Here is a 26,489-nt window from a genome sequence, read left to right as displayed (position 1 = left end):
CGACTGTCAGATCCGCATTGATCTGCTTCAGCCGGATCGCAGCCGACAGGCCCGCAGGACCCGCACCCACAATCACGACGTCGAATTCCATGCTCTCCCGCTCCGGCAACTCGATCGCGTCAGTCATGTTGCTTGTTTTCCTCCGGCCATCCGCCGGCTAAAAGGTTGTCATGCTCTCCCAATCGAGGTGAGCGGCGGGAGGTATCAAGCGACGCTGCCGAGAACATTATGGGCGTACGGATACCCGGCGCCCCGTCGTTTTCGAGCACCATTTGCCTATGCAGGATTTGGGGATCGTTGAAGACGTCGTTCAGATCGTTGATCGGGCCGGCGGGTACGCCCGCACGCTCCAGCTCCGAGAGCAATGCGTCGCGCTCAAATCTTTTGGTCTGCTGCTCAAGTATTGCGGTCAGAGCATCGCGGTTGAGAACCCTGCTTGGATTGGACGCGAACCTGGGATCGGTGGCCGTCTCGGGAACCTGCAATATGCGGGTGAGCTTGGCGAACTGGCTGTCGTTGCCGCAGGCGATGATGATATCGCCATCGACGACCGGGAAAACCTGGTAGGGCGCGATATTCGGATGCGCATTGCCCAGCCTTTTCGGGGAAATACCCGAGGCGAGGTAGTTCATCCCCTGATTGGCGAGCACGCCAACCATGCTGTCGAAGAGCGCCATGTCGATGTGTTGCCCGAGCCCCGTCCTCTCACGCAGCGCCAGGGCCGCCTGGATGGCGATGACCGAATAAAGGCCGGTGAAGACGTCGGCGAACGCCACGCCAATTTTCTGCGGTTGGCCGGTCGGCTCGCCGGTCAGATGCATGACACCGGCCATGCCCTGGACAATGAAATCATAGCCTGCCCGGGAGGCGTATGGTCCAGTTTGCCCGAACCCGGTAATGGAACAGTAGATCAAGCGCGGATTGAGTTCTTTCAGTGTAGCGTAGTCCAATCCGAAGCGTGCGAGCCCGCCGACCTTGAAGTTTTCGATCAGGACGTCGGCTTCCCGTATCAGGTCTTTGACGTGATCGAGATCGGCCGGAACGTTAAAATCCGCAACGATGCTCAGCTTGCCGCGGTTGCACGCGTGGAAGTATGCGGCCGTCGTTTCCTTCTCCGCCTCGACGAAGGGCGGTCCCCAGTGCCGCGTATCATCGCCGTCCGGCGACTCGATCTTGATCACCGTCGCGCCCAGGTCGGCAAGGGTCTGGCCCGCCCATGGGCCGGCCAGGATGCGGGCGAGTTCGACGATCTTGATTCCTGCGAGGGGTGTCTCCATTTCGCCAGCCCTCAAAAGAATGCCTGAACACCGGTCTGGGCACGGCCGAGGATGAGGGCGTGGACGTCGCTCGTGCCCTCGTAGTGTTGACCGTTTCCAGGTTCTGCGCATGGCGCATGACGTGAAACTCGATCTGGATGCCGTTGCCGCCATGCATGTCGCGAGCTTGACGGGCGATATCCAGCGCCTTGCCGCAATTGTTGCGCTTGACGATGGAGATCATTTCAGGCGCCATCCTGTGCTGATCCATCAATTGGCCGACGCGGAGCGAGCCCTGCAAGCCGAGCGCGATTTCGGTCTGCATGTCGGCAAGCTTCTTCTGGTAGAGCTGCATGCCGGCGAGCGGCTTGCCGAACTGCTTGCGGTCGAGCCCGTACTGACGGGCGCGGAACCAGCAATCTTCGGCGGCTCCCATCACGCCCCAGGAAATGCCGTAGCGGGCGCGGTTGAGGCAGCCGAAGGGACCCTTCAGGCCGGAAACATTGGGCAGGATCGCGTCTTCGCCGACTTCGACGCCGTCCAGCACGATCTCGCCGGTGATGGAGGCGCGCAGCGACAGCTTGCCACCGATCTTCGGCGCCGAGAGACCCTTCATACCCTTTTCGAGTACGAAGCCGCGGATCTCGTTGTCATGGGCCTCAGACTTCGCCCAGACGACGAAGACGTCCGCGATCGGCGCGTTGGAAATCCACATCTTGGAACCACGCAGGCGGTAGCCGCCCGCGATCTTTTCGGCACGCGTCTTCATGCCGCCCGGATCGGAGCCGGCATCCGGTTCGGTCAGGCCGAAACAGCCGATCAGCTCGCCCGAGACGAGGCCGGGCAGATACCGTTCCTTCTGCTCGTTGGAGCCGTAGGCGTAGATCGGGTAAATGACCAGCGAGGACTGGACGCTCATCATCGAGCGGTAGCCGCTATCGACGCGCTCGATCTCGCGGGCGACGAGGCCGTAGGCGATGTAGGAGGCATTGGCGGCGCCGTACTTCTCCGGCAATGTGATGCCCAGCAGGCCCGTCTGGCCCATCAATTTGAACAGTTCCGGCTCGGTCGTTTCTCCGAGATAGGCTTCCTGGACGCGCGGAGCCAGTTCAGATTGCGCGAAGGCGGCGGCCGTTTCGCGGATCATGCGCTCTTCATCGACGAGTTGATCGTCAAGCAGGAAGGGATCGTTCCAGACGAATGCGCTGGACGAGGCTCTGGAAGCTGTGTTGGCGATATTTGGCAAGCGACCCTCACGACAAAGATATCTGTTCCATTCGAATTGATGCGTATACCGATTGCTTTGGGTCTGTGAAAGCTATATTTCCACATGAGTTGATGCATGTCATGCATAGGATACGGATGCGCCAGAGACGATTTCTCCCCCATATCAGCCATCTTTCGGCTTTCGAGGCCGTGTTGCGGAATGGCTCCGCTGCGGCGGCGGCGCGCGAGCTGAACCTGACGCAGAGCACGGTCAGCCGCCTGATCCAGACGCTGGAACAGCAGCTGGGCCGGACGCTTTTCGAGAGGTACAAGCAGCGTCTCGTGCCGACCGAGGCAGCACAGGCCTACGGTCGCGACATCACCCGCGCGCTCGACCTCATCCAACGGGGAAGCATGGAGTTTTCCGCCAATCCAGGTGGCGGCACGCTGACGCTTGCGATCCTGCCTGCCTTCGGCACCCGGTGGCTGGCCCCGCGGCTGGGCGGCTTTCTCAAGGATCACCCGGGGATCAACGTCAATCTGGCGACCCGCCTGAAGCGGTTCAATTTCTCTGCCGAGGGGTTTGACGCGGCAATACATTTCGGCGCTGCGGATTGGCATGATGCCGATCACCTCAAGCTCTTCGACGAACGCCTGACGGCGTGCATCTCACCGGCACTGCTGGGAGACAGATCGGTCGACGAGGTGCTGGAGTTTCCGCTTCTTCAGCTGGAGACCCGCACGGACGCATGGTCGATATGGTTCGAAGCGCAGGGGATCAAGCATCGCAACGCCACCGGGATGCTCTTCGATCAGTTCGCAACCATGACGCAGGCCGCCATCGCGGGACTGGGCGTGGCGCTTCTTCCCGACTATCTGGCGAAGGACGAAATCCAGGAAGGGCGGCTTGTTCCTTTATTGAACCCTTCGGTCGCCGGTTCGGGCACCTACTGGCTCGCGTGGCCAAAGTCCCGTGTCAATTACCCGCCACTCGTTTCCTTTCGGTTGTGGCTGGCGAAGGTCGTAAGCGAGAGCCCATGGGGCATCACAAATCAATGAAGATCGCGGGGAGGCTCCCCGCCGGCCTTGGCGATGTCCCACATGTTCGTTCCTGTCGCGAGGTCGTCGCGCACGTCCTGTTTTTGTTTGTCGCTGAGCGTCACGGAGCCTCCCAAGGCTATTCCTTCCGACTTCGGTTCGATGAATATGGGGGCGATGCCTTTGGCGGCCGGAGCCCTCCGAAGAACTTGCGCCGTAACCACGATCTGCATCAAGGCTGGGGCCGTCGGTCCACCGGCAGCCGCTTCAGCATGGCGACCTTCACGGCATCCAGGACCAAGCCGAATGCGGCGCTTGTGCAATAAAGAGAAACCACCAGCCATCCAGGCAGCGGCGCCATGAGCCAGCCTAACCAGGCAAAGCTCGTGGCGACGATCGCCGCCGCCATCATCGCAGCGATCAGGATCGCGGCGGGCCTTGAGCGCCAGACATGATCGCGCTCGCGCAGGACCAGGCTCGTGGCCTGGCCGGCCAGAACGAGGGTGAGGAAGGTAAGGGTACGCATCGTCTCGGCGTCGAATTTCAGCCAGAACCAGCCAATCGCAAGGACCGCCATCGCGTAGGTGAGCTTTACGGCACCTAGCGGCAGGGCGGCCAGGGTCAGCTCACGGATGCGCCAGGCGTTGGGATAGGGCGTGGGCTTGGCACGGTCGCCGGCACGCGCCATCATCGCAATGTCGCTCGTCAGCATCCACAGCACCTGCAGCAGTGGCGTCATCACCGCGTGGCCGGTCATGACCAGCCCGCCTCCCATGACGATCAGGGTCACCGCCTTGTTGACCATCGTGCTCAATGTGAAGGTGAGCACGCGACGAAAGGCCGAACGACCTTCGGCGATGCAGGCGAGAATGCCGCGAAGGCCGGGTTCGGTGAGCACGAGCCCGGCCGCCGACTTGGCAATGTCGGTCGCGGTCGAGACGGCAATGCCCATCTGCGCCTGCCGCAGCGCCGGGGCATCGTTGGCGCCATCGCCGCACATGCCGACAGCATGGCCTTCGTTCTGGAAGGCGCGCACCAGCTTGAACTTGTCCTCCGGGAAGACTCCGGCATAGACCGCGTAGTCTTGAGGCGCAGCCTGCTTCGGGATCTGGCCTGGTGGGCAGACCGCTCCGTCCAATCCGATGGCGCCGGCGACGATGGCGGCAGTCTGGGCGGTATCACCTGTGATCATGACAGGTACAATGCCGAGTGCCTTTAGCTCGCCAAGCAACGGCTTGGAGTCGGCGCGCGGCGGGTCACTGAGGCCGATTAATCCAATCAAGGCCATCTGCCCGGGCGTGCCTGCCGCGACGGCGAGGACGCGATAACCTTCGCCGCTGAGCGAGGCGATAGCTGTCTCGGCTTCAGGCTTCAAAGGCGCAAGCGCGGAGATGGCGATCGGCGAGCCCTTGGCAATGCGGATTTCGCTGCCGTCCGGCGCGGCGATGACGGCCTCGGCCATCTTTGCGGCGGGATCGAAAGGGGTGAAGCGAAGAACGTTCAGCGAGGTCTCCCCGGATGAGGCCGCAGCCGAGCGCACCGCGGCATCGACGGGATCCTGGCCATCCGCCGAACTCGCCGCGGCGGCTCGGGCGAGAACGAAGGCCTCGTTCATATCTTCGAACAACGGGATGACGCGGCCGACGCCCAGGCTGTTTTCCGTTAGTGTCCCGGTCTTGTCGACGCATAGGACGTCGATCATCGCCGCTTCCTGCAGGGCCGACAGCCTTGCGAGAAGCACGCCTTCCTGGGCCAGCTTGCGCGCGCCTACCGTCGCAGCCAATGTGAAGACGGCCGGCATGGCCACGGGCACCGCGGAGAGAAGGGCGGCCAATACGAGCGGCACGATCTGCGCGACCGTCATGCCGATGGCATGGGCATAGGCAACCATGGCGACGACGATCGCCATATTGACGGCGGTCAGCGCCTTGACGACGCCAAGCACGGCCTTCTGTTCCGTGCTTTCGACATCCGCTGACCGCACCAGTTCGGCCGTTCTTCCGAAATACGTCCCGGAACCTGTTGCGGTCACCTCGGCGATTGCCTCGCCGCGCCGGACCAGGGCGCCGGCATAGGCGATGGCGCCGCTCTGCTGTTCGACGGCGACGGATTCACCCGTCAGCATCGACTGGTCGAGAAGCACCGATCCGGACAGGATGCGGATATCGGCAGGCACGATGCAGCCGAGCGAAAGCTGCACGACGTCCCCAGGCACCAGGACTGACGCCGGCGCATCGCTCCATACGCCGTCACGCCTCAAGCGGGCTTTCGGTGCCAGGCGTTGGCGCAGGAGGGAAAGCGTGGCGCTGGCACGGCCCTCCTGAAGGATACCCAAACCGACATTGATGAGCAGCAGCAGAGCCACCATGGCGGCCTCGAGCCGCTCGCCGGCCGCCAGCTGCAGGACGACGGTGATCTCCAGCATCCAGGGCACCGGCGACCAGAAATGGAGCAGCATCCGGCGAAGCGGATGTTCCTCTTCGGAGGCCACCTCATTCGCGCCGACTTGCGAAAGCCGGCGCGCGGCTTCGTCCTGCGAAAGGCCGGCTGGCAGTACATCGCTGCCGGCTCCGGGCGACAACGGATTCTGAACAGTCGTGTCTGAACTCATGCGGCACCTCCCGCGCTCGACGTCGGGAGGTCTGTCGGCGCCCGTCTTCGGGCAGCCGCAGTCCCGGATGGCGAAGCGTTATGCTTGTCCTTTGGTTTCGGGCAGGATGTACATGCCGGATAGCGGCTCGATCCAGGCGAGCTGATCGGTCACGCCCTTGACGCCCTCGACGTTTTCGGCCGCAACGCGGGCGGCTTGCCGCGCACGCTCGTCGAAGATCGCGCCGGAAAGCTCGGCGATGCCATGAGCGACCTTGACGCGGATCGTCCCAGACCAATCCTGCTTAGCGAGCTCGTCGACAATCGCCTGTCGAATGCGTTCGTCGTCATTCGCCACCGATGCCGAAGCGGGGAGGGCGCGCAACATCGCTCGCATGAGATCGGAGCGAGCGACGATGCCGACAAGCTTGCCTTCATGGACCACGAGGACGCGCTTGATCTTGCGCGCCGTCATCAGCTCCACCAGTTCCTCAAGCGAGGCTTCCGAGGAGATCGTCACCGGCTCGGGCGACATCACTTCCTCGACCTTGCGACCATGCGTCTGGACATATTCTTCGGCCTTCTTGCCGGAGCCGACGATAATTTCCAGCCATCGCGGTCGCTTTTGCGTGGTGCCGAGCTCTCCGCGTCGCAAGAAGTCACCCTCGGTCACCACGCCGACAAGACGCTTATCGCTGGTGACGACTGGCAGGCCGCTAAAGTGGCTGCCCAGCATCAGCTTGGCGGCGTCGGTGACTGAAGCGGAAGGTTCGATGCCCACAACCGGTGAGGTCATGATTTCGGCAACACGCATGACGATACTCCATGTAGATGGCGGTAATTCTTGTCGGGTCGCAGCCCCGAAGCCGGACCGCCGATCGGCAACAGAAAAGAGTTCGGTTGCAGAAGCAGGCGACTGGTTCCATTACTTATCAGCGCCCCATCAACTCCTGTTGAGGCATATCAAATAACCGATTATTTTTGTCATGCCCCGCATGGCTGGTTTTACCATGACATGGCGAAGCGTGCGCATGAAGGTTTGCGCCCCGTCCAAAGGACAAACGGCGCAGGGTGGATTGTTTGCGAACCGCCTCAAACTCCCAAAATCGCGTCGATTTCCGCGATAAGAGCCGCATAGGTGGCAATGTGGCGATGATATTCCGCCTTGATCTCTTCGGTCACTTCCGCGAGCGGTCCGTCGCCTTCCTGGCGAAAATGCCGGATGGCCTTTTCTTCCATCGACCGGAGATATTCCCGGTGTTCGACAATCTTACGCTCGTAGCTCTTCCGGCGTTCATGCAATTCCATGGCACTCTCCATTTGGTATCCGGTCACTTGCGAAGATAGCTCTTGTGGCCTTCACCTGTAAGATGGGAAGTTGTTGTTGCGACACTTGGCAGGATCCAATGCCGCTCAACCGGGATAACCGGTCGAGGTCACGAACACCACATATTCGCGCACTGATTCAGGTAGCGCACCCCACCCTTATAAGCCTTGGATGATTTCTGGCCGGCGCTGAAGCGCGAGCGGAGACGGTGATCGCGTTGCAGCTCGGCCCACCGCGAGCCCGTTTCAATGAAATATATTTCATATCATGAATTATATTGACTTGGCGCTTTTTGTTGCGCTAACTGCCATCACCGGGGTTCGAGGAGGAAATCCGGTTTCACGAACAGGGCGCACGCTGCGCCATCGGCTTTTGGGGAGGGGCTTCGGCCTCGAGGAGGAACTTTGCGCAATTTTCTAGGCACGACCGCGTTGGCCGTTTTGGCCGCCGCCACTTTGAGCACGGCTGTTTCGGCAGCTGAGACGGAAAATCCATTTCGCTGCAAGCCCGGCGAAAAATACGTGATGAACGTGATGGTTTCGGGCGTCGAATACTGGTTCCCGGTCTACGAAATGTTCAAGCAGGCAGGTCGGCAGCTCGGCTGCGAGACCGCCTATACCGGCACGCCGGAATATGACGTCAACAAGCAGATCGCGACCTTCGACCAGGCGCTGGCCCAGAACCCGGCCGGCATTCTCGTTCATCCGATGAATTCGGATCCATTCATCGAGCCCATCAACCGGGCGATCGATCAGGGCACGGCGGTCGTCACGTTTGCCGCCGACTCGCCGCTCTCCAAGCGCATATCCTTCATCACTTCGGACAACACGCGCGAAGGCACCTATGCCGCCGATGCGATTGCCGAAAAGCTCGGCGGCAAGGGCGAGTACGCGGTTCTGGAAAATCCGGGACAGGACAACCACGACAAGCGCATCGCGGCCTTCATCGCCCGCATGGAGGAAAAATATCCCGGCATGAAGCTCGTCGGGCGAGCAGCGTCGAACCAGGATCCGAACAAGGCCTATCAAGCTCTCATGAGCCTGGTGCAGGCACACCCGAACCTCAACGCCGTGTTCATGCCGGAGGCGAATTCGGCGATCGGCGCAGCGCAGGCCAACAAGGAAAGCGGCGGCAAGATTCTCGTCATGTGCGCTGACGTCAACGCCAACATCCTCGACATGATCAAGGCCGGCGAAGTGTTCGGTTCGATCAATCCGAATCAGGGCATGCAGGGCTATATGGGCTTCATGATGCTGTGGTTTGCCAAGCATCCGGAACTGATCGACCCGATGAACGACGCCAAGCGCTCCGGTTTCAATCCGATGAGCATACCCTTCGTCGACAACGGCTTGTCCATCGTCACGGCCGCCAATGCAGACGATTTCTACTGGGACAAGTATCTGAAGCGTCGCGGTACGAAGGGTATCGAAGAGTAAGCGTCGCAAAATGGCTGTCCGGGATCGGGAAATCCCGGACAGCCGATACAAGCCATGCAGGGGGAGGGGCAATGATGCCGGTGCCGGTGTTGGAGATACGCAATGTCAGCAAACGCTTCGGCGCGATCAAGGCGCTGACGGATGTGACCTTCAGCCTTGAGAAGGGTGAAGTGCATGCGCTCTGCGGCGAGAACGGCGCGGGCAAGTCGACGCTCATGAATATCATCGCCGGCGTGCTGCAGCCGAACGAAGGGGAAATCCTTGTGGACGGCGTCCCCGTAGAGATTGGGTCTCCGGCCTCTGCCCAGGCATTGGGAATCGGCCTCGTCCACCAGGAAATCGCTCTTTGCCCGGATGCCACGGTTGCCGAGAACATGTTCATGGCGGCCACGAACCGGCGGCGCCTGCCTTTGATGAATTTCGGCAGGCTGGAGCGGGAGGCGCAGGCGGTGATGAACCGCCTTGCTCCCATCGATGTCCGCCAGAAGCTTGGCGAGCTGCCGATTTCAAGCCAGCAGCTGGTCGAGATCGCCAAGGCGCTGACGCTCGACTGCCGCGTCCTCATCTTCGACGAGCCGACCGCCGCGCTGACGGAAGCGGAAGCGCAGGTCCTCTTCGGCATCATCAGGGATCTGAAGGCGCATGGCATATCGATCATCTACATCAGCCATCGCATGGCAGAGATCTTCAGCCTCTGCGATCGCGTCACCGTCTTCCGCGACGGACGCTATGTCTCGACCGAAAGGATATCCGACATAACGGCGGAGGATGTGGTGCGCAGCATGGTTGGCCGCGAGATCACCCAGCTCTATCCGGAAAAGCAGTCCGTGGCCGAGCGCACCGACGAGGCCATCCTTACGCTCCGCGACCTGGGTGACGGCAGGCGGTTTCGCAACGTCAGCTTCGAATTGCGCAGAGGTGAAATCCTCGGCATCGGCGGCCTGATCGGCTCTGGCCGGACCGAAATCGCAGAGGGTATCTGCGGACTGCGCCAGACGACGCAAGGCGAGGTTCTTCTCGCGGGCAGCCCGCTTAAGGTTGGCTCCTATGCGGATGCGGTGCGGGCAGGCGTCGTGTACCTCTCCGAGGATCGCAAGGGGTCCGGGGTCTTTCTCGATCTGTCGATCGCGCAGAACATTACCGCTCTCGATCTGAAAGCGTTGACCGGACGGTTGGGGCTATTGAACACCAAAATCGAGGCAGAGCGGGCACAAAACCTCGCGCGACGTCTCGGCATCCGCATGGGAGGTATCGACATGCCGGTCTCATCGCTGTCGGGAGGCAATCAGCAGAAGGTTGCCATCGCCAAGCAGCTGGCGGTCAATCCGAAGGTCATTCTCATGGACGAGCCGACGCGTGGCATCGACGTCGGGGCCAAATCCGAGATCCATCGTCTGCTGCGGGACCTCGCGCGCTCCGGCATCGGTATCCTCGTCATCACGTCGGAACTGCCGGAACTTCTCGGCCTTTGTGACCGGGCCATCGTCATTCGCGAGGGTACGGTGGCCGGCGAGCTCGAAGACGCGGCGATGACGGAAGAAGCGATCATGCGGCTCGCATCCGGCATTGCCGCGCAGAAACACAATCCATCGAAGGCATCGCAACATGCCATCTGAAGAGGAAACAGGGACGGGAGACCTGGCAATGACAGATCACGCATTGGCGGTGACGAGGGAGCGTCCTTCCTCGTGGAGACGGCTCGCGACAATGCGGGAAGCAGGGTTGATTGCGATCATTCTTGCTCTCTGCGTCCTTATGAGCTTTGCTTCTCCGCATTTTTTGACGCTTGGCAATTTCAGGGCCATGCTGATGTCGTTTTCCGTGGAAGGCATCGTCGTCGTCGGAATGACCATCCTTCTTATCGTCGGCGGTATCGATCTCTCGGTCGGGTCCGTGGTCTGCTTTTCGATGGTCCTGTCCGGCTCGCTTTTTCTGATGGGAATGGATCCGTGGAGCGCCTCGCTCGTCGGCATTCTCGCCAGCGCGCTGATCGGCTGCGCCATGGGCTTCTTCGTCACGGTGATCGGGCTGAACCATTTCATCACGTCACTGGCCGCGATGGTCATCGTGCGCGGCGTGTGTCTGATCATCACCAAGGGAACGCCGCTTTCGCTGTTCACGCTGCCGCCGTCATTCAAGGCGGTCGGGCAGGGCACGTTCCATGGCGTCCCTTATGTGATCCTGATCTTCGTTGCGATCGTTGCGGTCTTCGACTTCCTGCTGCGCCGCGCAACGGCATTCCGCAAGGTCTTCTATACCGGCAGCAACGAGAAGGCGGCGCTCTATTCCGGGATCAAGACCAATCAGGTCAAGTTCTGGGTGACCGTCCTGTGCGCAACGCTGTCGGGCGTCGCCGGTGTCATCTACATGTCGCGCTTCGGTGCGGCGACGCCGACCTTCGGCGTCGGAATGGAACTCAACATCATTGCCGCGGCCGTCATCGGCGGTGCGTCCCTGAGCGGTGGCTCCGGTACGATCCTTGGCGCCATTCTCGGCATCGCCCTCCTGTCGGTGGTGACAAGCTCGCTGATCCTGCTCGACGTCTCCGTCTACTGGCAGGACATGATCAAGGGCTGCATACTGCTCGCCGCCGTTTCCATCGATCATTTCCTGCACAAGCGGAAGGCTCTCTGACATGCCGATTGCAAAACCGAAAACCGCCTCTGTCCCTCGGGAAGAAATCGTCATTGCCCGGCAGATGCATCAGGCCCTCGTCCTGCATTTTCTGGAAGGGCTGACCCAGGCGCAGATCGCCGACCAGCTCGGAATTTCACACGCGACCGTCAACCGGCTGATCAAGCGCGGCCGTCAGCTTGGGCTTGTCGAGATCAAGATCAAGTCACCGGTCGAGCCGCTCGTGGATATGGAAGAACAATTGCTGGCGCTCGGCGGCATCAGCCGCGCGGTGGTGGTGCCGACCGTTTCCGACAATCCGCAGACGGCCTTGCAGGCAGTCGGCGAAGCGGCAGCCCGCCTGCTGCTCGAGGAAATTGTCGATGGCGATACCATCTGCATCACAGGCGGCAAGGGCGTCAGCGCAGTGGTTGCCGGCCTTCAGCCGCCACGCCGCTTCGATATCGAGGTCATTCCGGCGACGGGCTGCGTCCAGGGCAAGCACTACACGGATGTCAACCACGTCTCGACGATGATGGCCGACCGATTGGGCGGGCGTTCGTTCCAGATCCATGCGCCGCTTTTTGCAGACAGTGCTGCCGAGCGCGGAATGCTCATCAACATGCGTTCCGTCGCCGACGTCTTCAAACGGGCGCGGGAGGCGAAGGTCGCGATCGTCGGCATCGGCTCGATCCTTTCCGACGACTCCAGCTATTACGACCTGCACCCATCCTCCAGCACCGACCGCGCGGCGATCGAGCGCTCGGGCGCCTCATGCGAGCTGCTTGCCCATCTGCTCGATGAGCGGGGCAGCGTCTGCGACTACAGCCTGAACCGATCGCTGGTCTCTCTGACCCTTTCCGAGTTCGCGTCCATCCCGACGAAGATCGGCGTGGCAAGCGGGCCGAACAAGGCCGGCCCGATCCTCAGCGTCATGCGCGGCAACCACCTCGATACGCTCGTAACCGACGAGGCGACCGGCGCTCGGGTTCTCGCGCTGGCAAACGGCAAGGAGCACGGTATATGAGCGGGCGGCAAATGATGCGGGACATAGGCGGATCGGGTGTCACCGCTTCGGCGGTCGGCCTCGGCACCTGGGCAATCGGCGGCTGGATGTGGGGCGGTACGGACGAAGCGGAATCGGTTGCCGCGATCCAGGCTTCGCTCGATGCCGGTGTCACCTTGATCGACACGGCGCCGGCCTATGGGCTTGGCCGGTCGGAGGAGATCGTCGGCAAGGCGCTTGCGGGCCGGCGCGACAAGGCTGTCATCGCCACGAAATGCGGCCTCGTGTGGCATACGGACAAGGGCAGGCATTTCTTCGACCAGGATGGCAGGCCGGTTCACCGCTATCTCGGCCGCGATGCGATCTTCCACGAAATCGAGGAAAGCCTGCGACGTCTGGGTACGGACTATATCGATCTCTACATCACCCATTGGCAGGATCCCACAACGCCGGTCGAGGAGACGATGCGGGCGCTGGAAGACCTGAAGGCCTCCGGCAAGATCCGCACAATCGGCGCCAGCAACGTGGGGGCTCCGGAACTTCGGGATTATCTTTCGGCCGGCGGTCTGGATGCCATCCAGGAGCGCTTCAGCATGATCGACCGGGACATCGAAACCGACCTGCTGCCATTGACCCGGGCAAACGGCATCGCGACGCTCAGCTATTCCTCTCTTGCGCTCGGCCTTCTGTCCGGCGCCATCGGTCCGGACAGGGTCTTTTCCGGTGATGACCAGCGGCGCGACAATCCTCGCTTTTCCGTTTCCAACCGCGAGAAGACGTTGGCCTTTGCGGAGGCCATCCGGCCGGTCGCCGAAAGACATGGGGCCAGTATCGCACAGACGGTCATAGCCTGGACCCTTGCGCAACCTGGCGTCACTTTCGCGCTTTGCGGTGCTCGTAACGCGGCGCAGGCGCTCGACAATGCCCGGGCTGGAACCATCCGGCTGGATACGGACGATCAATCAGCCATCGATGCAGCCATTTCAGCGAAACTGACTGATATGGACAGGTAACGGATCACCATCATGAATCGTGAAGAGACGTTGGACGGGCTTCGCCGGAGCCCGAAGGTGGACGTGTGTGTCATCGGCGGCGGCATCAACGGCATCAGCGTTTTCCGGGAGCTGGCGCTGCAGGGCGTGAGCGTCCTCCTCATCGAGAAGCATGACTATTGCTCCGGTGCGAGCGCCGCGTTGTCGCGCATGGTGCATGGCGGGCTTCGCTATCTCGAAAACGGCGAGTTCAAGCTCGTTCGGGAATCTCTGGCCGAGCGCGACAGGCTGCTGCGCAACGCTCCGCATTATGTCGCGCCCCTGCCGACGACCGTTCCGGTCTTCGACATCGTCTCCGGGCTCGGCAACGGTGTCGTCCGCTTCCTGGGGCTGACGCGCCGGCCGAGCCGGCGCGGCGCCATCGCGATCAAGGCCGGGCTCAGCATCTACGATTTCCTGACACGCAGACGGGCGATGATGCCGCAGCACCAGTTTCGCGGACGGCGCAAGACGCTCGCCAGCTGGCCGGCGCTCAATCCCGACGTCAGGAGTTCGGCGACCTATTACGACGCCTGGGTCAGCCATCCCGAGCGTCTCGGCATCGAATTGCTCGATGACGGTCTGTCGTCAGGACCGCAGGCGCAAGCGCTGAACTATGCCGAGATCAGTGCCGACCGCGCCGGTCGATACGTCGTCCGCGATACGATCGGCGGCGCTTCGATAGCGATAAGACCCACGCTTATCATCAACGCAACGGGCGGGTGGATCGACATTACCAACAGCACGCTTTTTTCGCCGGAGGCACGGCCGGCATCCCTGATGGGCGGAACCAAGGGCTCGCATCTCATCATCGACAATGCGGAACTTTATGCGGCGCTGGCCGGCCACATGATCTACTACGAAAACGAGGATGGCCGGATCTGCATCCTGTTTCCCTATCTTGGGAAAGTCCTTGTCGGCTCGACCGATATCCGCGTCGAGAACCCGGAAGCCGTGCGCTGTGAAGTCGACGAGCGCGACTACATCCTGCAATCGCTTTCTTTCGTTTTGCCGGGGATCGTGATCCGGCCGGAAGACATCAGCTTCCAGTTCTCGGGTGTGCGGCCTCTGCCGGCCAGCACCGACAGCTTTACCGGCCGCATCCCGCGCGACCATTTTTGCACCGTCGTTGAAGCGGGAGACGGCAAGCCGGCAGTGCTGTGCATGATCGGCGGCAAATGGACGACCTTCCGTTCGTTCGGCGAACTTGCCGCCGATCTCGCGCTCGAGCGGCTCGGCAAGGAGCGAAAGCTTTCCACGGCCGACCGGGCGATCGGCGGCGGCCGCCGATTCCCTCTCGATCGTGCGGTCTGGATCGCCAAGGTGGCCGCTGAAAAAGGGATCCCGGCCACGCGAATGGCAACACTCTTTGCACGTTACGGCACGGAAGCGGAGGCGATCGCCAGCTTCATCGCTGCCGGACCCGACACGAATATGCCGCATCCGGACTACTCGGCGCGTGAACTGCTTTTTCTCATCCGCAATGAAGCGGTCGAGCGGCTGGACGATGTGCTCCTTCGACGCACGACGCTTGCCGTTACCGGCGAGCTCTCATTGCAGATGGTGGATGCCGTTCTCGATCTTCTCGCCACCGAGAAGGCCTGGACCCCGGCGCAACGCTCTTCGGAGCGACACCGCTTTCTGACCCTTCTGCGCGACCGGCACGGGGTCGACGAAAACACCCTTTCCGCAAGGAACGAACAAAGGAGCATGCAATGCGAAACAACAGCAAAGTCCGGATGAACCGGCTATTTCACGCCGGCCGCTGCCTGGATGTGGCGATCGATCATGGCGTCTGCAACGAGCCGTCCTTTCTGAGCGGCCTCGAAGACATGCAGGCCGTCGTCGGGGCCCTCGTCGATGCGGCGCCCGACGCGATCCAGATGAACTACGGCCAGGCCGATCTGCTGCAGAATGTTGCGGGCAAGAACAAGCCGGCCCTGGTGATGCGCGTCGATATGGGCAACCCCTACAACCGCACGCGCCACCGCCACATGTGGGCCGTGCTGCAGAACGAGGCCGAGCCGCTGATCGGCGCCATCGAGATGGATGCCGCCTGCGTCGTCGTCAATCTCTTCATGCTGCCGGACGAACCCGATCTCTTCCGGCAATGCGTCCAGAACATTGCCCGCGTTCGGGCAGATTGCGACAGATACGGCATGCCGCTGATGATCGAGCCGCTTGTGATGCAGGCGCTCGACAAGGCCGGCGGCTACATGGTCGACGGCGATGCGGACAAGATCGTCACCCTGACCCGGCTCGCCCGGGAGATGGGAGCGGATATCGTCAAGGCCGATCCGACCACCCATGCCGAAGATTTCCACCGGGTCGTGGAAGCGGCGCGCTGCCCGGTTCTCGTGCGCGGCGGCGGCAAAGAGGATCTTCGCGTGGTCTTTGAAAAATCGGCAGCCTTGATGCGGCAGGGCGCGGTGGGCATGGTCTATGGACGCAACATCTATCAGCACGCCAATCCGAGCGCCGTTGTGCGCGGATTGATGGCAATCATTCACGACGATGCTGGCGGCGAGGAAGCTTTCGCGCTTTATCAGCGGGGCTGAGGGCGAAGACCAGAACCTTGGGAGGGGTTCCGCATGGCAGACTATCTACTGGGGCTCGACGCCGGCAACACGGTTATCAAGGCGGTGATCTTTGACCGGGAGGGCAACGAAATCGCCGCCGCGTCGGCGGAGGGGCATAGTCGCATGCCATGCCCCGGTCACGTCGAGCGTGGGCTCGACGAACTCTGGACGAATGCCCGCAAGGTCATCCGCACCTGCATCGAGCAGGCGGCGATCCCGCCTCGCGATATCATCGCGGTGGGTTGCGCCGGCCATGGAAACGGCCTTTATGCACTGGACCGGAATGGCGAGCCGCTGCTCGGCATTCAATCGCTGGATACGCGCGCGGCCGCCCTTGTCGAGGAATGGCAGCAGCAAGGCGTCGGCGACCGCACCTACCCGATCGGTCAGCAAAGGCCGTGGCCATCGCAGACGCCGACCTTGCTTGCCTGGCTGAAACGGCACCGGCCGGAAACCTTCTCCATGCTCGGTACGGTTTTCCTGTGCAAGGACTTCATCGTCAACCGCCTCACCGGCGCCCGCGTCAGCGAGGTGTCCGACATGACCGGCTGCGGCCTGCTCGACGTCGCCAATCGCCGCTACGACCGAGTCCTGATGGAGGCCTACGGCCTCGGCGACTGCATGCAGCTCTTGCCGCCGCTGATCGAAAGCTCCGATATTGCGGGATACCTCACCGAGGAAGCCGCCCGGCAGACGGGGCTTGCGGCCGGGACCGCGGTTGTCGGCGGTCTCTTCGATGTCGTCGCCTCCGCCATCGGATCCGGCGTCACTCGAACGGGTGCCGCTTCGATCATTGCGGGTACGTGGAGCATCAATCAGGTTATCATCGACAAGCCGCAACTCGCCGGGCCGGTCTTCATGTCCTCCACCTTCGACCGCGAGCGCTATATGGCAATCGAGTCGAGCGCTACCTCGGCTGCAAACCTCGAATGGCTCGTTCGGGAGTTCTTTGGCGACGTTTCGACGGGCGGACGCTCGCCGTTCGATCTTTGCGGCGAGCTGGCCGCCGGCATCGAACCGGCGGCCGACGATCCGCTCTATCATCCCTTCCTTTACGGCGCACAGCAGAATGGCAATGCCCGCGCCGGCTTCTACGGTGTCGCCGGCTGGCATACGAGGGCTCACCTCGTCAGGGCTGTGCTCGAAGGCGTCGCCTTCGGCCACCGCCAGCATATCGAAACCATGCGCAACGCGGGAGCCGCTTTCGACGAGGCGGTGCTTTCAGGAGGCGGATCGCGCAGCTTGATCTGGCCGCAGATATTTTCCGATGTTCTGGGGTTGCCGGTGTCGATCGCGCGATCGCGCGAAACCGGCGCATTGGGAGCGGCAATCACCGCCGGCACCGGAGCGGGGGTCTTCCCGGATTTCGCCGCGGGTGCTGCGTCCATGGTGCGCATCGAGCGGAACTACGCTCCGAACAGGCTTCTCGAGAGCCACTACGAGCGGCGCTATGGCCTCTATCGCGACATTGCGGAGGCATTGGCGCCGATCTGGCGGCGTCTTTCGTCAACTGTCGAACGTACGGCGGGAGCGGCAGCGTGACAGGATCGTCCGATAATGCAGCCATCGATGCGGGCTCCTACGATTTCATCATAGTGGGAGCGGGATCGGCCGGATGCGTTCTTGCCAATCGTCTTTCCGCAAATCCGGCAAACCGTGTCCTGCTTCTCGAGGCCGGCGGCAGCGACCGGTATCACTGGGTGCACATTCCGATCGGATATCTGTTCTGCATGGGCAATCCACGGACCGACTGGATGATGAAGACGGCGTCGGAAGCCGGCTTGAACGGCCGTTCGCTTCCCTATCCGCGCGGCAAGCTGCTCGGCGGCTGCTCATCGATCAACGGGATGATCTACATGCGCGGGCAGGCGACCGATTACGACGGATGGCAGCAGGCCGGCAATGCCGGATGGGGCTGGGAGGATGTGCTGCCCTATTTCCTCAAGTCCGAGGACAATTATCGCGGAAAGTCCGAGATGCACGGCGCGGGCGGCGAATGGCGCGTCGAGCGCCAGCGGCTCTCCTGGCCGGTCCTCGATGCGTTTCGCGACGCTGCGGAGGAACTCGGCATCCCGAAGACGGATGATTTCAATACGGGGGACAATGAGGGTTCCGGCTATTTCGAAGTCAATCAGCGCGGCGGATTGCGCTGGAACACCACCAAGGCGTTCTTGCGCCCGGCAATGAAGCGGCCCAACCTCCGGATCCTGACCGGCGCGGAGACAAGCAAGCTCCTGCTCGACGGCCTTAGCGTCAACGGTGTCCAGTTCCGATTGAAGGGCGCCATTCAGGAAGCACGCGCGCGCCGCGAAGTCGTCCTATGCGCCGGAGCGATCAATTCGCCGAAGATATTGGAGGTTTCCGGGATCGGCAGGCCCGGCGTGCTTCAGGCCGCCGGCATCGACGTCGTGCATTCCCTGAATGGCGTTGGAGAGAACCTGCAGGATCACCTGCAGATTCGTACGGTTTTTCGCATCGAAGGCGCAAAGACCCTGAACCAGCTCTACCACAAACTCTTTGCCCGGGCCGGCATGGGGCTTCAATATGCAATCCGCCGGTCCGGTCCCCTGTCTATGGCGCCGAGCCAGCTGGGGATTTTCGCCAGGAGCGATCCGGCCTTGGCGACCGCCGATCTCGAATACCATGTTCAGCCGCTCAGCACTGACAAGCTCGGGGAACCGTTGCACCGCTACCCGGCCGTCACCGTTTCGGTATGCAATCTTCGCCCGGAAAGCCGGGGCACGGTTCATGTGGCAGGCCCGAACGCTTGGGCGGCGCCGGAGATAAGGCCGAACTATCTCTCCACGAATGGCGATCGCATCGTCGCTGCGAGATCGATACGCCATGCGCGCAAGCTGATGGAAACGAAGGCAATATCGCGATTTGCACCCAGGGAAATGCTGCCAGGCGTCGAGTTTCAGAGCGAAGAAGAACTCGTCCGAAGGGCAGGCGATATTGCAACGACAATATTCCACCCGGTCGGGACATGTAAAATGGGCCGTGACGACCTTGCGGTCGTCGACGACAGGTTGCGCGTGCATGGCCTGGGCGGGTTGAGGGTCGTTGACGCATCCGTCATGCCAACGATCGTTTCGGGCAACACGAATTCGCCTGTTATCATGATTGCCGAGAAGGCTGCCGCCATGATCACCGGTTAAGAAAGGCTGGCCGCACAAACAACGAGCTGCCCGCCAGGTCGGCTGGACGAGGATTGTCCAGCCGGTTGAAGCAACGGACGGCGAAAATGGCGAAAGCATCGCGTCGGCAGATCGATGCCATTGACTGACGGGCGTTGTGTCATGAACGTCAGTTGTTGGGCTTCGGTGCCGATGCCACGGATTGTTTTCGCGCTATGGACATGATCCATGAGTGAAACTCTCTCCCGTAAGGCTTTTCCAGCGCCGCGCGATCCCAGGCAAGATAGTAGCTTTCGGACAGGGGAAGGCGGATATCGAAAGGCACGACAAGCGTGCCTGCCTGCAACTCGTCTTCAATCATCGATACCTGCGCCAGCACGGCACCGCGGCCGTTGACCGCCGCATCGATGGCGCTGCTCGATAGGGCGAAGTAAAGACTTGCGAGCTTGTCACTGAGGGTTCCGCTGACAAGCTGCGCCCATTCATGCCATTGCGGCGGGCGGCTGTAGTGAGATTCCCACTCTATGTTCAAGAGCGGCAGCTTCAGCATGTCGGCGGGAGAGGAAAGCTCTCTCGTTTCCGCAAGCCGAGGAGAACACGCGGGCACCACCCAATCGGTATAGAGCGCCGCGAAATGCGTGTGGACCTCGGCTCTTCGTCCATAGGTGATGCGGAAATCACTCTGGCCATCGCCCAGGCGCGGTTCATCCTCCTTGCCGATTATCCGCACATTGGCTTCCGGGTGTAACGCCTGCCACTCGAAAACCTTTCGACCGATCCACTTGTTGACGACCGAACTCAAGGCGGTGAGAACGATACCGGTCTGGCTTCGAGCCCTCTCCAGAACATCCACCGAATAGGCCAGCTGGGCGAACCCCTTCGTGACCTCCTTATGCAGGAGCATTCCCCATGAGGTCATCTCAACCCGTCTCCCTATGCGTTCCAGCAGGGTGACGCCAAGACAGTCCTCGAGCCTCCGAACTTGCTGGCTTACCGCACTTGGCGTAACGCCAAGCTCCCGCGCGGCCATGCTCATCGTTCCGCAGCGTCCGACCGCTTCGAACGCTTGGAGGGCGTTCAGTGGAGGTGTAGCCATCTCAGGATCTCCTTTGCCTCATTGTTAAGTTTTTCTAAAGAAGAACGCAATGGTGGCCAGCTTGTACGCAAGGGTGGGAGCGAAAATACTCCTCCTATTGAAGGGATAGGAGAATGCAATGTTTCTGAGAAACGCATGGTATGTCGCTGCTTGGGATCACGATATCGGCCGAGACCTTACGCCCGTCACGATGTTGGGCGAAAACATCGTCCTCTATCGCCGGCAGGATGGAAAACTCGCGGCTCTGGAGGATGCATGCCCCCATCGCAAGCTGCCGCTTTCGATGGGCCGGATAAAGGGTGACGACGTGGAGTGTGGTTATCACGGCCTCACCTTCGACTGTTCCGGCACCTGCACGCGCGTACCGGGCGCCGAACGCATACCGCATGTCGCATGCGTTCGTTCCTATCCCGCCGAGGAGCGATACGGCCTGGTCTGGATCTGGATGGGTGACGCTGCAAAGGCCGACCCGGCCGAGATTTTCCACGTCGAGCACTTCGATGATCCCTCCTGGGGTATCAATCGCGGTGAATCGATGGTTCTCGACTGTAACTATCTGTACATGACGGACAATCTTCTCGATCCATCGCACGTCGCCTGGGTCCACCAGAGCTCGTTCGCAAGCTCCGCATGCGAAGAGACGCCACTGGAGACGACCGTCAAGGACGACGGGGTCACCGTCTGGCGCTGGATGATGGATTCGGATCCTGCTCCCTTTTATGCGCCCTTCCTTCAGTTCGAGGGCAAGACGGATCGCAAGCAGCACTACGAGGTTCGCTATCCGAGCAACGCAATCATCAAGGCGATCTTCGCTCCATCGGGAACCGGAGGCGAGGGCAGGGAACCGCCGTCCAGCACATTCCTCATGGACAGCTACAACTTCATGACGCCGGTCGATGAGAACCGGACCAAGTACTACTGGTTCCAGCTGCGCAACTTCGCGCCCGACGATGCCGAGGTGTCGGCGCGTTTCGCAACATCTGTTCGCGGAGCCTTCGAGGAGGACCGTGTCGTACTCGAGGCAGTCCACCGCGGAATGGCCAACAAGCAGACCCCAAATCTCGATCTCAAAATCGATGTCGGGCCGCTCCGCTTCCGGCGCAAGCTGGCGCAGTTGATCGAGGCGGAGAATACAAGTCGCGTTCAAGCCGCCGAATGAACCGTGCGCCCCGTGGCGCTCAGCAGATCAAAATAAAGACACCTCTGCGGCCATCGGGCGATGGCGCAGAGGACATCAAAAAAACCTGGGAACAAATTCCAGCGGGGGGCGGAACGGCCGTCGCCCACTGGCGAAGCGGGAGTTTCATCTCATGCGCCATGAACGGCAGCCTGAGCTTTTTTCTGTCGACTACAACGTCTTGCGCCAGAGGTTCCTGGCCTCGGCGCGACGGGCGGATGCGACGCTATTTGAATATGAGCATCCGCTGCACGGTCCCGGCGGTGAGCGTCTCTATACCGATGTCGCACATATCGGCGACCGCAATGCCTCCAGATTGCTCGTGATCATTTCCGGTACGCATGGAGTGGAGGGGCAGTTCGGTTCCGGCTGTCAGGCCGAATGGCTGTCGGCAAACTGTCCCTGGCAGTTGCCGGCGGACACCGCGGTTCTTCTCGTGCATCTGATCAATCCGTGGGGCACCGCCTGGAACCGTCGCGTCAACGAAGACAATGTCGATCTCAACCGCAATTTTCTGGACTGGGAGCAAACGGCACCGGGAAACGCACGATATGCGGAGGTGCATGAGGCGTTCGTCTGTCCCGAGTGGATCGGGCCGGAGCGTGACCGCGCCGACGAATTGTTGGAGACGGCTCGTAAATCTCTCGGGGGGCACGCCGGGCTTGCCGCTGTCGTCGAGGCGGGACAGTACGAGTTCCGCGATGGAATGTTCTTTGGCGGCGATGGCCCGGTCTGGTCCAACCGCACCCTGCACGAAATTCTCCGCACATTTGCGCAACAGGCATCGGACGTCGTCGTATTCGATCTGCACACCGGCGCGGGCCCTTACGGCTATCCCGCGCTTCTTTCCGTAACCGAGAGGGAACATCCAGGTCTCGACTGGGGAAGGAAACTGTATGGACCGGCGCTTTCCGTCGTCAAGACAGGCGCGCAGGCTACGACCGGAACCGGCATTGCGGCAACGGCGACAGGGTATCTGTCGGCAGCAGTGCTCAAGGCGCTGTCCGATGCGCGGGTGATGACTCTCGTTGTCGAGTGCGGAACGCTTGAAGGTTCCGTGGTGATGGACGCCGTCCAGGCCGACAATTGGCTCCATCTCTATGGCTCGATCGATTCCGCTCAGGGTCGAAAAATCAAGGAAACGCTGAAGCTCGCTTTCATTCCTAACGATCCCGAATGGCAGCGCACCTGTCTGACGGCGAGCCTGCGATACTTCGATCGCGCCTTGAAGGAACTGAATTTGCTGAGCCCACAGCCGTCGAGCCGAAAGGTCTCGGCTGCGACGCAGGATCCGGGATGGCCGCCCGCCGTAACCATAGCGGCGAAAAGGAACGAGCGACCCGCCGTCGAGGTTCGAGACCTGCACAAGAGTTTCGGCACGCATGAGGTGCTGAGCGGCGTCGGCCTGATCGCTCATCCAGGCGAAGTCGTATCGATGATCGGTTCCTCGGGATCGGGAAAGAGCACCTTCTTGCGTTGCATCAACCTGCTGGAGCAACCGAGCGGCGGCCATATCATCGTCGATGGCGAGGAAATACGAATGAAGTCCGTGGGCGACGGCCGTTCCGCGCCCGCCGACATGCGCCAGGTCGAACGCATCCGCGCCCGCGTCGGCATGGTTTTTCAGAATTTCAATCTCTGGCCGCACATGTCGGTCCTGGAAAACATCATCGAGGCGCCGGTTCATGTCCTGCGTGAAGACCGGAAGGCTGCGATCGAGCACGCGCATCAGCTGCTGAAAAAGGTGGGCCTCTCGGAGAAGCATGCCCAGTATCCCGGGCAGTTGTCCGGCGGGCAGCAGCAGCGTGCCGCGATCGCCCGGACATTGGCCATGCGACCGAAGGTCATTCTTCTCGACGAGCCGACCTCGGCCCTCGATCCCGAACTCGTTGGGGAAGTGCTTCGCGTCATCCGGCAACTTGCGGAAGAAGGCAACACGATGATCCTCGTGACGCACGAAATGCAATTTGCGCGCGAGGTATCCCACAGGATTCTCTTTCTGCACCAGGGAAAGGTGGAGGAAGAGAGTACGCCCGCAGAACTGTTCACAAATCCGAAGTCGGAACGTCTGCGACAGTTCCTTTCCCGGACTTTGTAACCAGGTGCTGAGGGAAATCGCGAGGCTCCGGCTTCGCAGGACAACTGCAACATAAAACGAAAATAGGGGAATACGCGTATGATTTTGAAGGTCTTCTCACTGGTAGCTTTGCTAGCCGGCTTCGGCAGCGCCGCGCTTGCAGCCGAGGGTAAACTGTCCATCGGCACCGAGGGCGCCTACCCTCCCTGGAGCATGGCGGACGCAGCAGGAAACGTCACCGGATTTGACGCCGACGTCGGCAATTTGCTCTGCACGAAGTTGAACATGGAGTGCCATTTCGTCGTTCAGGCCTTTGATGGCCTCATCCCGGCGCTCAAGGCGAAGCGGTTCGATGTCATCATCTCCGGAATGTCGATCACGGAGGAACGAAAGAAGGAGATCAACTTCTCCGTCGGCTACGCTGAGCTCGCCAACATGTTCGTCGTGCCGAAAACGTCGGAGCTGGCTGGCCTCAAGGAAATCGATCCTCTCTTGCGGGGCCTTGCCGGCAAGACAGTCGGCGTCCAGACCGGCACGACACACGCCCGCTTCATCGAAAAGCGGCTGCCAACCGTGAACCTGAAAACCTACGACACACTCGACAACATGCAGATCGATCTCGCGACCGGACGTATCGATGCCGCGTTTGCCGACGCATCGGCGCTGCAGGACTTTCTTGCCAAGCCAGACGGCAAGGACTTTCAGTTCGTCGACGTCAAGATCCAGAGCAGCTTCGACGCATCGCTGGGCGAGGGTATCGGTGTTGGAATTGCCAAGGAAAACACGGCGCTCAAGGCAAAGATCGACAAAGCGCTGTGTGAGCTCGTGGCCGACGGCTCGGTCGGCAAAGCCAGCGTGAAGTGGTTCAAGATCGATATTTCCCGGCCCTGCAACTAAGGACCTGGCGCGCCCCGCGAACGTCGCGCGGGGCGTTTACCTGCTCAGTTGAGTTTACGGTCGAAGCGGCGCGGCTATGCGCGGCGACGATGAGATGCTGCGCACGGCGACCCGATACGGGCCGGTTGCGGGCAGCGAATGCAAACACCCAAGGCGGATGTGATGGAAATTGGTCTCGTCCAGATATGGCAGGATGGTTGGTTCAGAGCCATCATGCTCGGAGCCGTGACAACGATCGCGGTGGGCGCCCTGAGTATGATCGCAGGTGCAATCATCGGCACTGCCTGCGGCATCGTCAAATGGGCTCGCGTCTTTCCCTTGACGCTGCTGATCGACGTCTACACCTCAATCGTGCGAGGGGTGCCGGAGCTCCTTATCATTTACCTGCTCTTCTTCTCTTCCGTCGAGTTCGTGACCGAGATTGCCATCGCATTCGGCTACGCGGGCGTTGCCGACAGCGGATATGCCTTCATCATTGCCGTCATTGCGATCGCAACGATATCAGGAGCCTATTCGACAGAAGTCGTTCGAGGCGCGCTCGCATCCATTCCGGCAGGACACATCGAAGCGGCTCGTGCTCTGGGTATTTCCGGAACCCGGATCTTTCGAAGGATAATCCTGCCACAGATGCTTCGCATCGCGGTCCCCGGCATGAACAATGTCTGGCAGACGACCATCAAGGATACTGCTCTTGTATCCGTCGTCGGACTGCAGGAACTCATGCGGGCTGCCTTCGTCGGAGCGGGAAGTACCCGGCAGCCGCTGATCTTCTTCTTGATCGCTGCCGTGGTCTATATGCTCATCACCCTGGTGAGCCAAACGGGTTTCGATGCCGTCGAGCGTGCGCTCAGGCTCAGGTCGAGGAAGTAAGGCGATGGACATTGATTTGATCGAGCTCGCTGTCCCGGTCCTGGCGAAGGGGCTTCTTGTCACCATTACTCTCACCGTCGTATCGGTGGCGATCGGCTTCAATCTTGGCCTCGGTCTCGCCTTGATGCGGCTTTCAGAGAACCGATATGTCGCGGGTGCCGCGAAATATTACAGCATGTTGTTCCGCGGGACGCCGTTGCTGGTGCAATTGTTCCTGTTCTACTACGGCCTTGGACAGTTGTCGTTCATCAAGCACAATGCCCTGGCATGGTGGATTGTCAGCGATGGGACGCGTTGCGCCGCCATGAGCCTCGCGCTCAACACTGCGGCCTATACATCGGAAATCCTGCGTGGCGGATTGATATCGATACCCGCCGGCCTCAAGGAAGCTGCAAAGGCCGGCGGCATGTCTGCCTGGTTGCGGTTCCGCCGGATCGAGTTTCCGCTCGCAATTCGCCAGGCTCTGCCGGCCTACGGAAACGAGCTTGTGCTGGTTATCAAGGGCACAAGCCTGGCTTCGACAATCACCGTCCTCGAAATCACCGGATACGCAAAGCGCCTGATGAGCCAGACCTTTGCGATCTTCGAGATCTTCGCGATCGCAGGCGCGATCTATCTCATTGTCAATCTTACGCTCATCACCTTCGTACGCATACTGGAGCGGCGCCTGATGCGGCACGAAGGACGTTAGGCGGAAGCGGCCGATTGCCGATGGGGGAGATCCCATGAAAATTCCCTCCCCGCCCGGCTGGTGGCTGAGCCCAACGCGAAGATCCGAGCGAAGCCGGATGGGTCGGGTGTCGAGCTTTTGAACATAAAACAGCAAGGTGATCTCGCTGACCCCTTGGAAGCGCTGCCGGAGCTGCGGATAGGCTCCTGAAGCGACGATATTTGCGCACACTGCAAAAACAATGGAAAGGAAACTTAGATGGATGTTCGCGCCGCAGTTGCCGTTCAGGCCGGCAAGCCGCTTGAGGTGATGACGGTTCAGCTTGAGGGGCCGAAGGCCGGCGAGGTGCTGATCGAAGTGAAGGCGACGGGCATCTGCCACACCGACGATTTCACGCTGTCGGGCGCCGATCCGGAAGGTCTCTTCCCCGCCATCCTCGGCCATGAGGGCGCCGGCATCGTCGTCGATGTCGGACCGGGCGTCA

Annotated in this window: 22 protein-coding genes and 1 pseudogene; 16 read left to right on the top strand and 7 right to left on the bottom strand. The window is 61.2% G+C overall.

Translation table 11 applies throughout. The features are described from left to right. The 3 genes and pseudogenes from GR212_RS35405 to GR212_RS35395 form a co-directional block, all read right to left on the bottom strand. Window positions 1–127, bottom strand: a 127-nt coding sequence (locus tag GR212_RS35405; protein WP_163991383.1) for an FAD-dependent oxidoreductase, incomplete at its 3' end; no start/stop codon positions are given. After that, a complete protein-coding gene (locus GR212_RS35400) occupies window positions 120–1,277 on the bottom strand; it encodes a CaiB/BaiF CoA transferase family protein (protein WP_163994539.1) in 1,158 nt (385 codons plus the stop codon). The genes GR212_RS35400 and GR212_RS35405, both read right to left, overlap by 8 nt. Window positions 1,278–1,288: 11 nt before the next feature. Next, window positions 1,289–2,403 (bottom strand): annotated as a pseudogene (locus tag GR212_RS35395) (acyl-CoA dehydrogenase). Window positions 2,404–2,618: 215 nt separating this feature from the next. Between GR212_RS35395 and GR212_RS35390 the strand changes: the two are divergent. Then, complete coding sequence (locus GR212_RS35390; RefSeq protein ID WP_163994536.1) at window positions 2,619–3,521, top strand: LysR family transcriptional regulator; 903 nt, start codon at window positions 2,619–2,621, stop codon at window positions 3,519–3,521. 211 nt (window positions 3,522–3,732) lie between these two features. On the opposite strand, the gene GR212_RS35385 is transcribed toward GR212_RS35390, so the two are convergent. From GR212_RS35385 to GR212_RS35375, 3 genes are all read right to left on the bottom strand, one after another. Then, on the bottom strand, window positions 3,733–6,111 hold the full coding sequence (locus tag GR212_RS35385) for an HAD-IC family P-type ATPase (RefSeq protein WP_163994533.1): 2,379 nt from the start codon (window positions 6,109–6,111) through the stop codon (window positions 3,733–3,735). Window positions 6,112–6,189: 78 nt separating this feature from the next. Beyond that, entirely contained in the window at window positions 6,190–6,903 is a 714-nt protein-coding gene (locus GR212_RS35380; protein ID WP_163994531.1) for a CBS domain-containing protein, read from the bottom strand. Window positions 6,904–7,181: 278 nt separating this feature from the next. Beyond that, entirely contained in the window at window positions 7,182–7,397 is a 216-nt protein-coding gene (locus GR212_RS35375) for a hypothetical protein (protein WP_163994529.1), read from the bottom strand. Between the two features lie 423 nt (window positions 7,398–7,820). Between GR212_RS35375 and GR212_RS35370 the strand changes: the two genes are divergently transcribed. From GR212_RS35370 to GR212_RS35330, 9 genes are all read left to right on the top strand, one after another. Continuing rightward, entirely contained in the window at window positions 7,821–8,852 is a 1,032-nt protein-coding gene (locus GR212_RS35370) for a substrate-binding domain-containing protein (RefSeq protein WP_163994527.1), read from the top strand. A gap of 71 nt (window positions 8,853–8,923) precedes the next feature. Beyond that, window positions 8,924–10,468, top strand: a complete 1,545-nt coding sequence (locus tag GR212_RS35365) for a sugar ABC transporter ATP-binding protein (protein ID WP_163994525.1) — start codon at window positions 8,924–8,926, stop codon at window positions 10,466–10,468. 28 nt (window positions 10,469–10,496) lie between these two features. Then, window positions 10,497–11,486 carry an ABC transporter permease gene (locus GR212_RS35360; protein WP_204326903.1) on the top strand — a complete coding sequence of 330 codons (990 nt, stop codon included), beginning with the start codon at window positions 10,497–10,499 and terminating at the stop codon, window positions 11,484–11,486. 1 nt (window position 11,487) lies between these two features. Further along, the gene (locus GR212_RS35355; RefSeq protein WP_163994521.1) at window positions 11,488–12,492 is read left to right on the top strand and encodes a sugar-binding transcriptional regulator; all 1,005 of its coding nucleotides are present in this window, start codon (window positions 11,488–11,490) and stop codon (window positions 12,490–12,492) included. Further along, window positions 12,489–13,484, top strand: coding sequence for an aldo/keto reductase (locus GR212_RS35350; protein ID WP_163994519.1), 996 nt, complete (start codon window positions 12,489–12,491; stop codon window positions 13,482–13,484). The genes GR212_RS35355 and GR212_RS35350 overlap by 4 nt, the downstream gene beginning before the upstream one ends. Window positions 13,485–13,496: 12 nt before the next feature. Further along, window positions 13,497–15,245, top strand: coding sequence for a glycerol-3-phosphate dehydrogenase/oxidase (locus GR212_RS35345; protein ID WP_163994517.1), 1,749 nt, complete (start codon window positions 13,497–13,499; stop codon window positions 15,243–15,245). Beyond that, complete coding sequence (locus GR212_RS35340; protein WP_432444437.1) at window positions 15,218–16,060, top strand: class I fructose-bisphosphate aldolase; 843 nt, start codon at window positions 15,218–15,220, stop codon at window positions 16,058–16,060. The genes GR212_RS35345 and GR212_RS35340 overlap by 28 nt, the downstream gene beginning before the upstream one ends. Before the next feature lie 33 nt (window positions 16,061–16,093). Then, a complete protein-coding gene (locus tag GR212_RS35335; protein ID WP_163994515.1) occupies window positions 16,094–17,623 on the top strand; it encodes an FGGY-family carbohydrate kinase in 1,530 nt (509 codons plus the stop codon). Next, a complete protein-coding gene (locus GR212_RS35330; protein WP_163994512.1) occupies window positions 17,620–19,239 on the top strand; it encodes a GMC family oxidoreductase N-terminal domain-containing protein in 1,620 nt (539 codons plus the stop codon). Before GR212_RS35335 ends, GR212_RS35330 begins: the two co-directional genes overlap by 4 nt. A 148-nt stretch (window positions 19,240–19,387) precedes the next feature. Here GR212_RS35330 and GR212_RS35325 read toward each other — a convergent pair whose 3' ends face one another. Next, window positions 19,388–20,314, bottom strand: coding sequence for a LysR family transcriptional regulator (locus GR212_RS35325; protein ID WP_163994509.1), 927 nt, complete (start codon window positions 20,312–20,314; stop codon window positions 19,388–19,390). Between the two features lie 118 nt (window positions 20,315–20,432). On the opposite strand from GR212_RS35325, the gene GR212_RS35320 reads away from it, so the two are divergent. The 6 genes from GR212_RS35320 to GR212_RS35295 form a co-directional block, all read left to right on the top strand. Then, complete coding sequence (locus GR212_RS35320; protein ID WP_163994506.1) at window positions 20,433–21,473, top strand: aromatic ring-hydroxylating dioxygenase subunit alpha; 1,041 nt, start codon at window positions 20,433–20,435, stop codon at window positions 21,471–21,473. 151 nt (window positions 21,474–21,624) lie between these two features. Then, window positions 21,625–23,589 (top strand): DUF2817 domain-containing protein, encoded by a 1,965-nt coding sequence (locus tag GR212_RS37590; protein ID WP_163994505.1) that lies wholly within the window; start codon window positions 21,625–21,627, stop codon window positions 23,587–23,589. Window positions 23,590–23,667: 78 nt separating this feature from the next. Next, on the top strand, window positions 23,668–24,465 hold the full coding sequence (locus GR212_RS35310) for a transporter substrate-binding domain-containing protein (RefSeq protein ID WP_163994502.1): 798 nt from the start codon (window positions 23,668–23,670) through the stop codon (window positions 24,463–24,465). A gap of 162 nt (window positions 24,466–24,627) precedes the next feature. Then, window positions 24,628–25,335 carry an ABC transporter permease gene (locus GR212_RS35305; protein ID WP_163994500.1) on the top strand — a complete coding sequence of 236 codons (708 nt, stop codon included), beginning with the start codon at window positions 24,628–24,630 and terminating at the stop codon, window positions 25,333–25,335. A 4-nt stretch (window positions 25,336–25,339) separates the two neighbouring features. Next, a complete protein-coding gene (locus GR212_RS35300) occupies window positions 25,340–26,026 on the top strand; it encodes an ABC transporter permease (RefSeq protein WP_163994499.1) in 687 nt (228 codons plus the stop codon). Window positions 26,027–26,263: 237 nt separating this feature from the next. Further along, window positions 26,264–26,489, top strand: a 226-nt coding sequence (locus tag GR212_RS35295; RefSeq protein WP_163994497.1) for an alcohol dehydrogenase catalytic domain-containing protein, incomplete at its 3' end; no start/stop codon positions are given.

It is taken from the genome of Martinezella lusitana, from assembly GCF_010668395.1.
GTDB lineage: Bacteria > Pseudomonadota > Alphaproteobacteria > Rhizobiales > Rhizobiaceae > Rhizobium > Rhizobium lusitanum_A.
This window is presented reverse-complemented; position numbering and strand designations above follow the sequence as displayed.

Coding starts and splice junctions, on each gene's coding strand:
- GR212_RS35310 (WP_163994502.1), top strand. CDS start 23,668: ATGATTTTGAAGGTCTTCTCACTGGTAGCTTTGCTAGCCGGCTTCGGC.
- GR212_RS35345 (WP_163994517.1), top strand. CDS start 13,497: ATGAATCGTGAAGAGACGTTGGACGGGCTTCGCCGGAGCCCGAAGGTG.
- GR212_RS35340 (WP_432444437.1), top strand. CDS start 15,218: ATGCGAAACAACAGCAAAGTCCGGATGAACCGGCTATTTCACGCCGGC.
- GR212_RS35335 (WP_163994515.1), top strand. CDS start 16,094: ATGGCAGACTATCTACTGGGGCTCGACGCCGGCAACACGGTTATCAAG.
- GR212_RS35385 (WP_163994533.1), bottom strand. CDS start 6,111: ATGAGTTCAGACACGACTGTTCAGAATCCGTTGTCGCCCGGAGCCGGC.
- GR212_RS35380 (WP_163994531.1), bottom strand. CDS start 6,903: ATGCGTGTTGCCGAAATCATGACCTCACCGGTTGTGGGCATCGAACCT.
- GR212_RS35300 (WP_163994499.1), top strand. CDS start 25,340: ATGGACATTGATTTGATCGAGCTCGCTGTCCCGGTCCTGGCGAAGGGG.
- GR212_RS35350 (WP_163994519.1), top strand. CDS start 12,489: ATGAGCGGGCGGCAAATGATGCGGGACATAGGCGGATCGGGTGTCACC.
- GR212_RS35400 (WP_163994539.1), bottom strand. CDS start 1,277: ATGGAGACACCCCTCGCAGGAATCAAGATCGTCGAACTCGCCCGCATC.
- GR212_RS35390 (WP_163994536.1), top strand. CDS start 2,619: ATGCGCCAGAGACGATTTCTCCCCCATATCAGCCATCTTTCGGCTTTC.
- GR212_RS35355 (WP_163994521.1), top strand. CDS start 11,488: ATGCCGATTGCAAAACCGAAAACCGCCTCTGTCCCTCGGGAAGAAATC.
- GR212_RS35360 (WP_204326903.1), top strand. CDS start 10,497: ATGACAGATCACGCATTGGCGGTGACGAGGGAGCGTCCTTCCTCGTGG.
- GR212_RS35375 (WP_163994529.1), bottom strand. CDS start 7,397: ATGGAATTGCATGAACGCCGGAAGAGCTACGAGCGTAAGATTGTCGAA.
- GR212_RS35305 (WP_163994500.1), top strand. CDS start 24,628: ATGGAAATTGGTCTCGTCCAGATATGGCAGGATGGTTGGTTCAGAGCC.
- GR212_RS35325 (WP_163994509.1), bottom strand. CDS start 20,314: ATGGCTACACCTCCACTGAACGCCCTCCAAGCGTTCGAAGCGGTCGGA.
- GR212_RS37590 (WP_163994505.1), top strand. CDS start 21,625: ATGCGCCATGAACGGCAGCCTGAGCTTTTTTCTGTCGACTACAACGTC.
- GR212_RS35365 (WP_163994525.1), top strand. CDS start 8,924: ATGATGCCGGTGCCGGTGTTGGAGATACGCAATGTCAGCAAACGCTTC.
- GR212_RS35320 (WP_163994506.1), top strand. CDS start 20,433: ATGTTTCTGAGAAACGCATGGTATGTCGCTGCTTGGGATCACGATATC.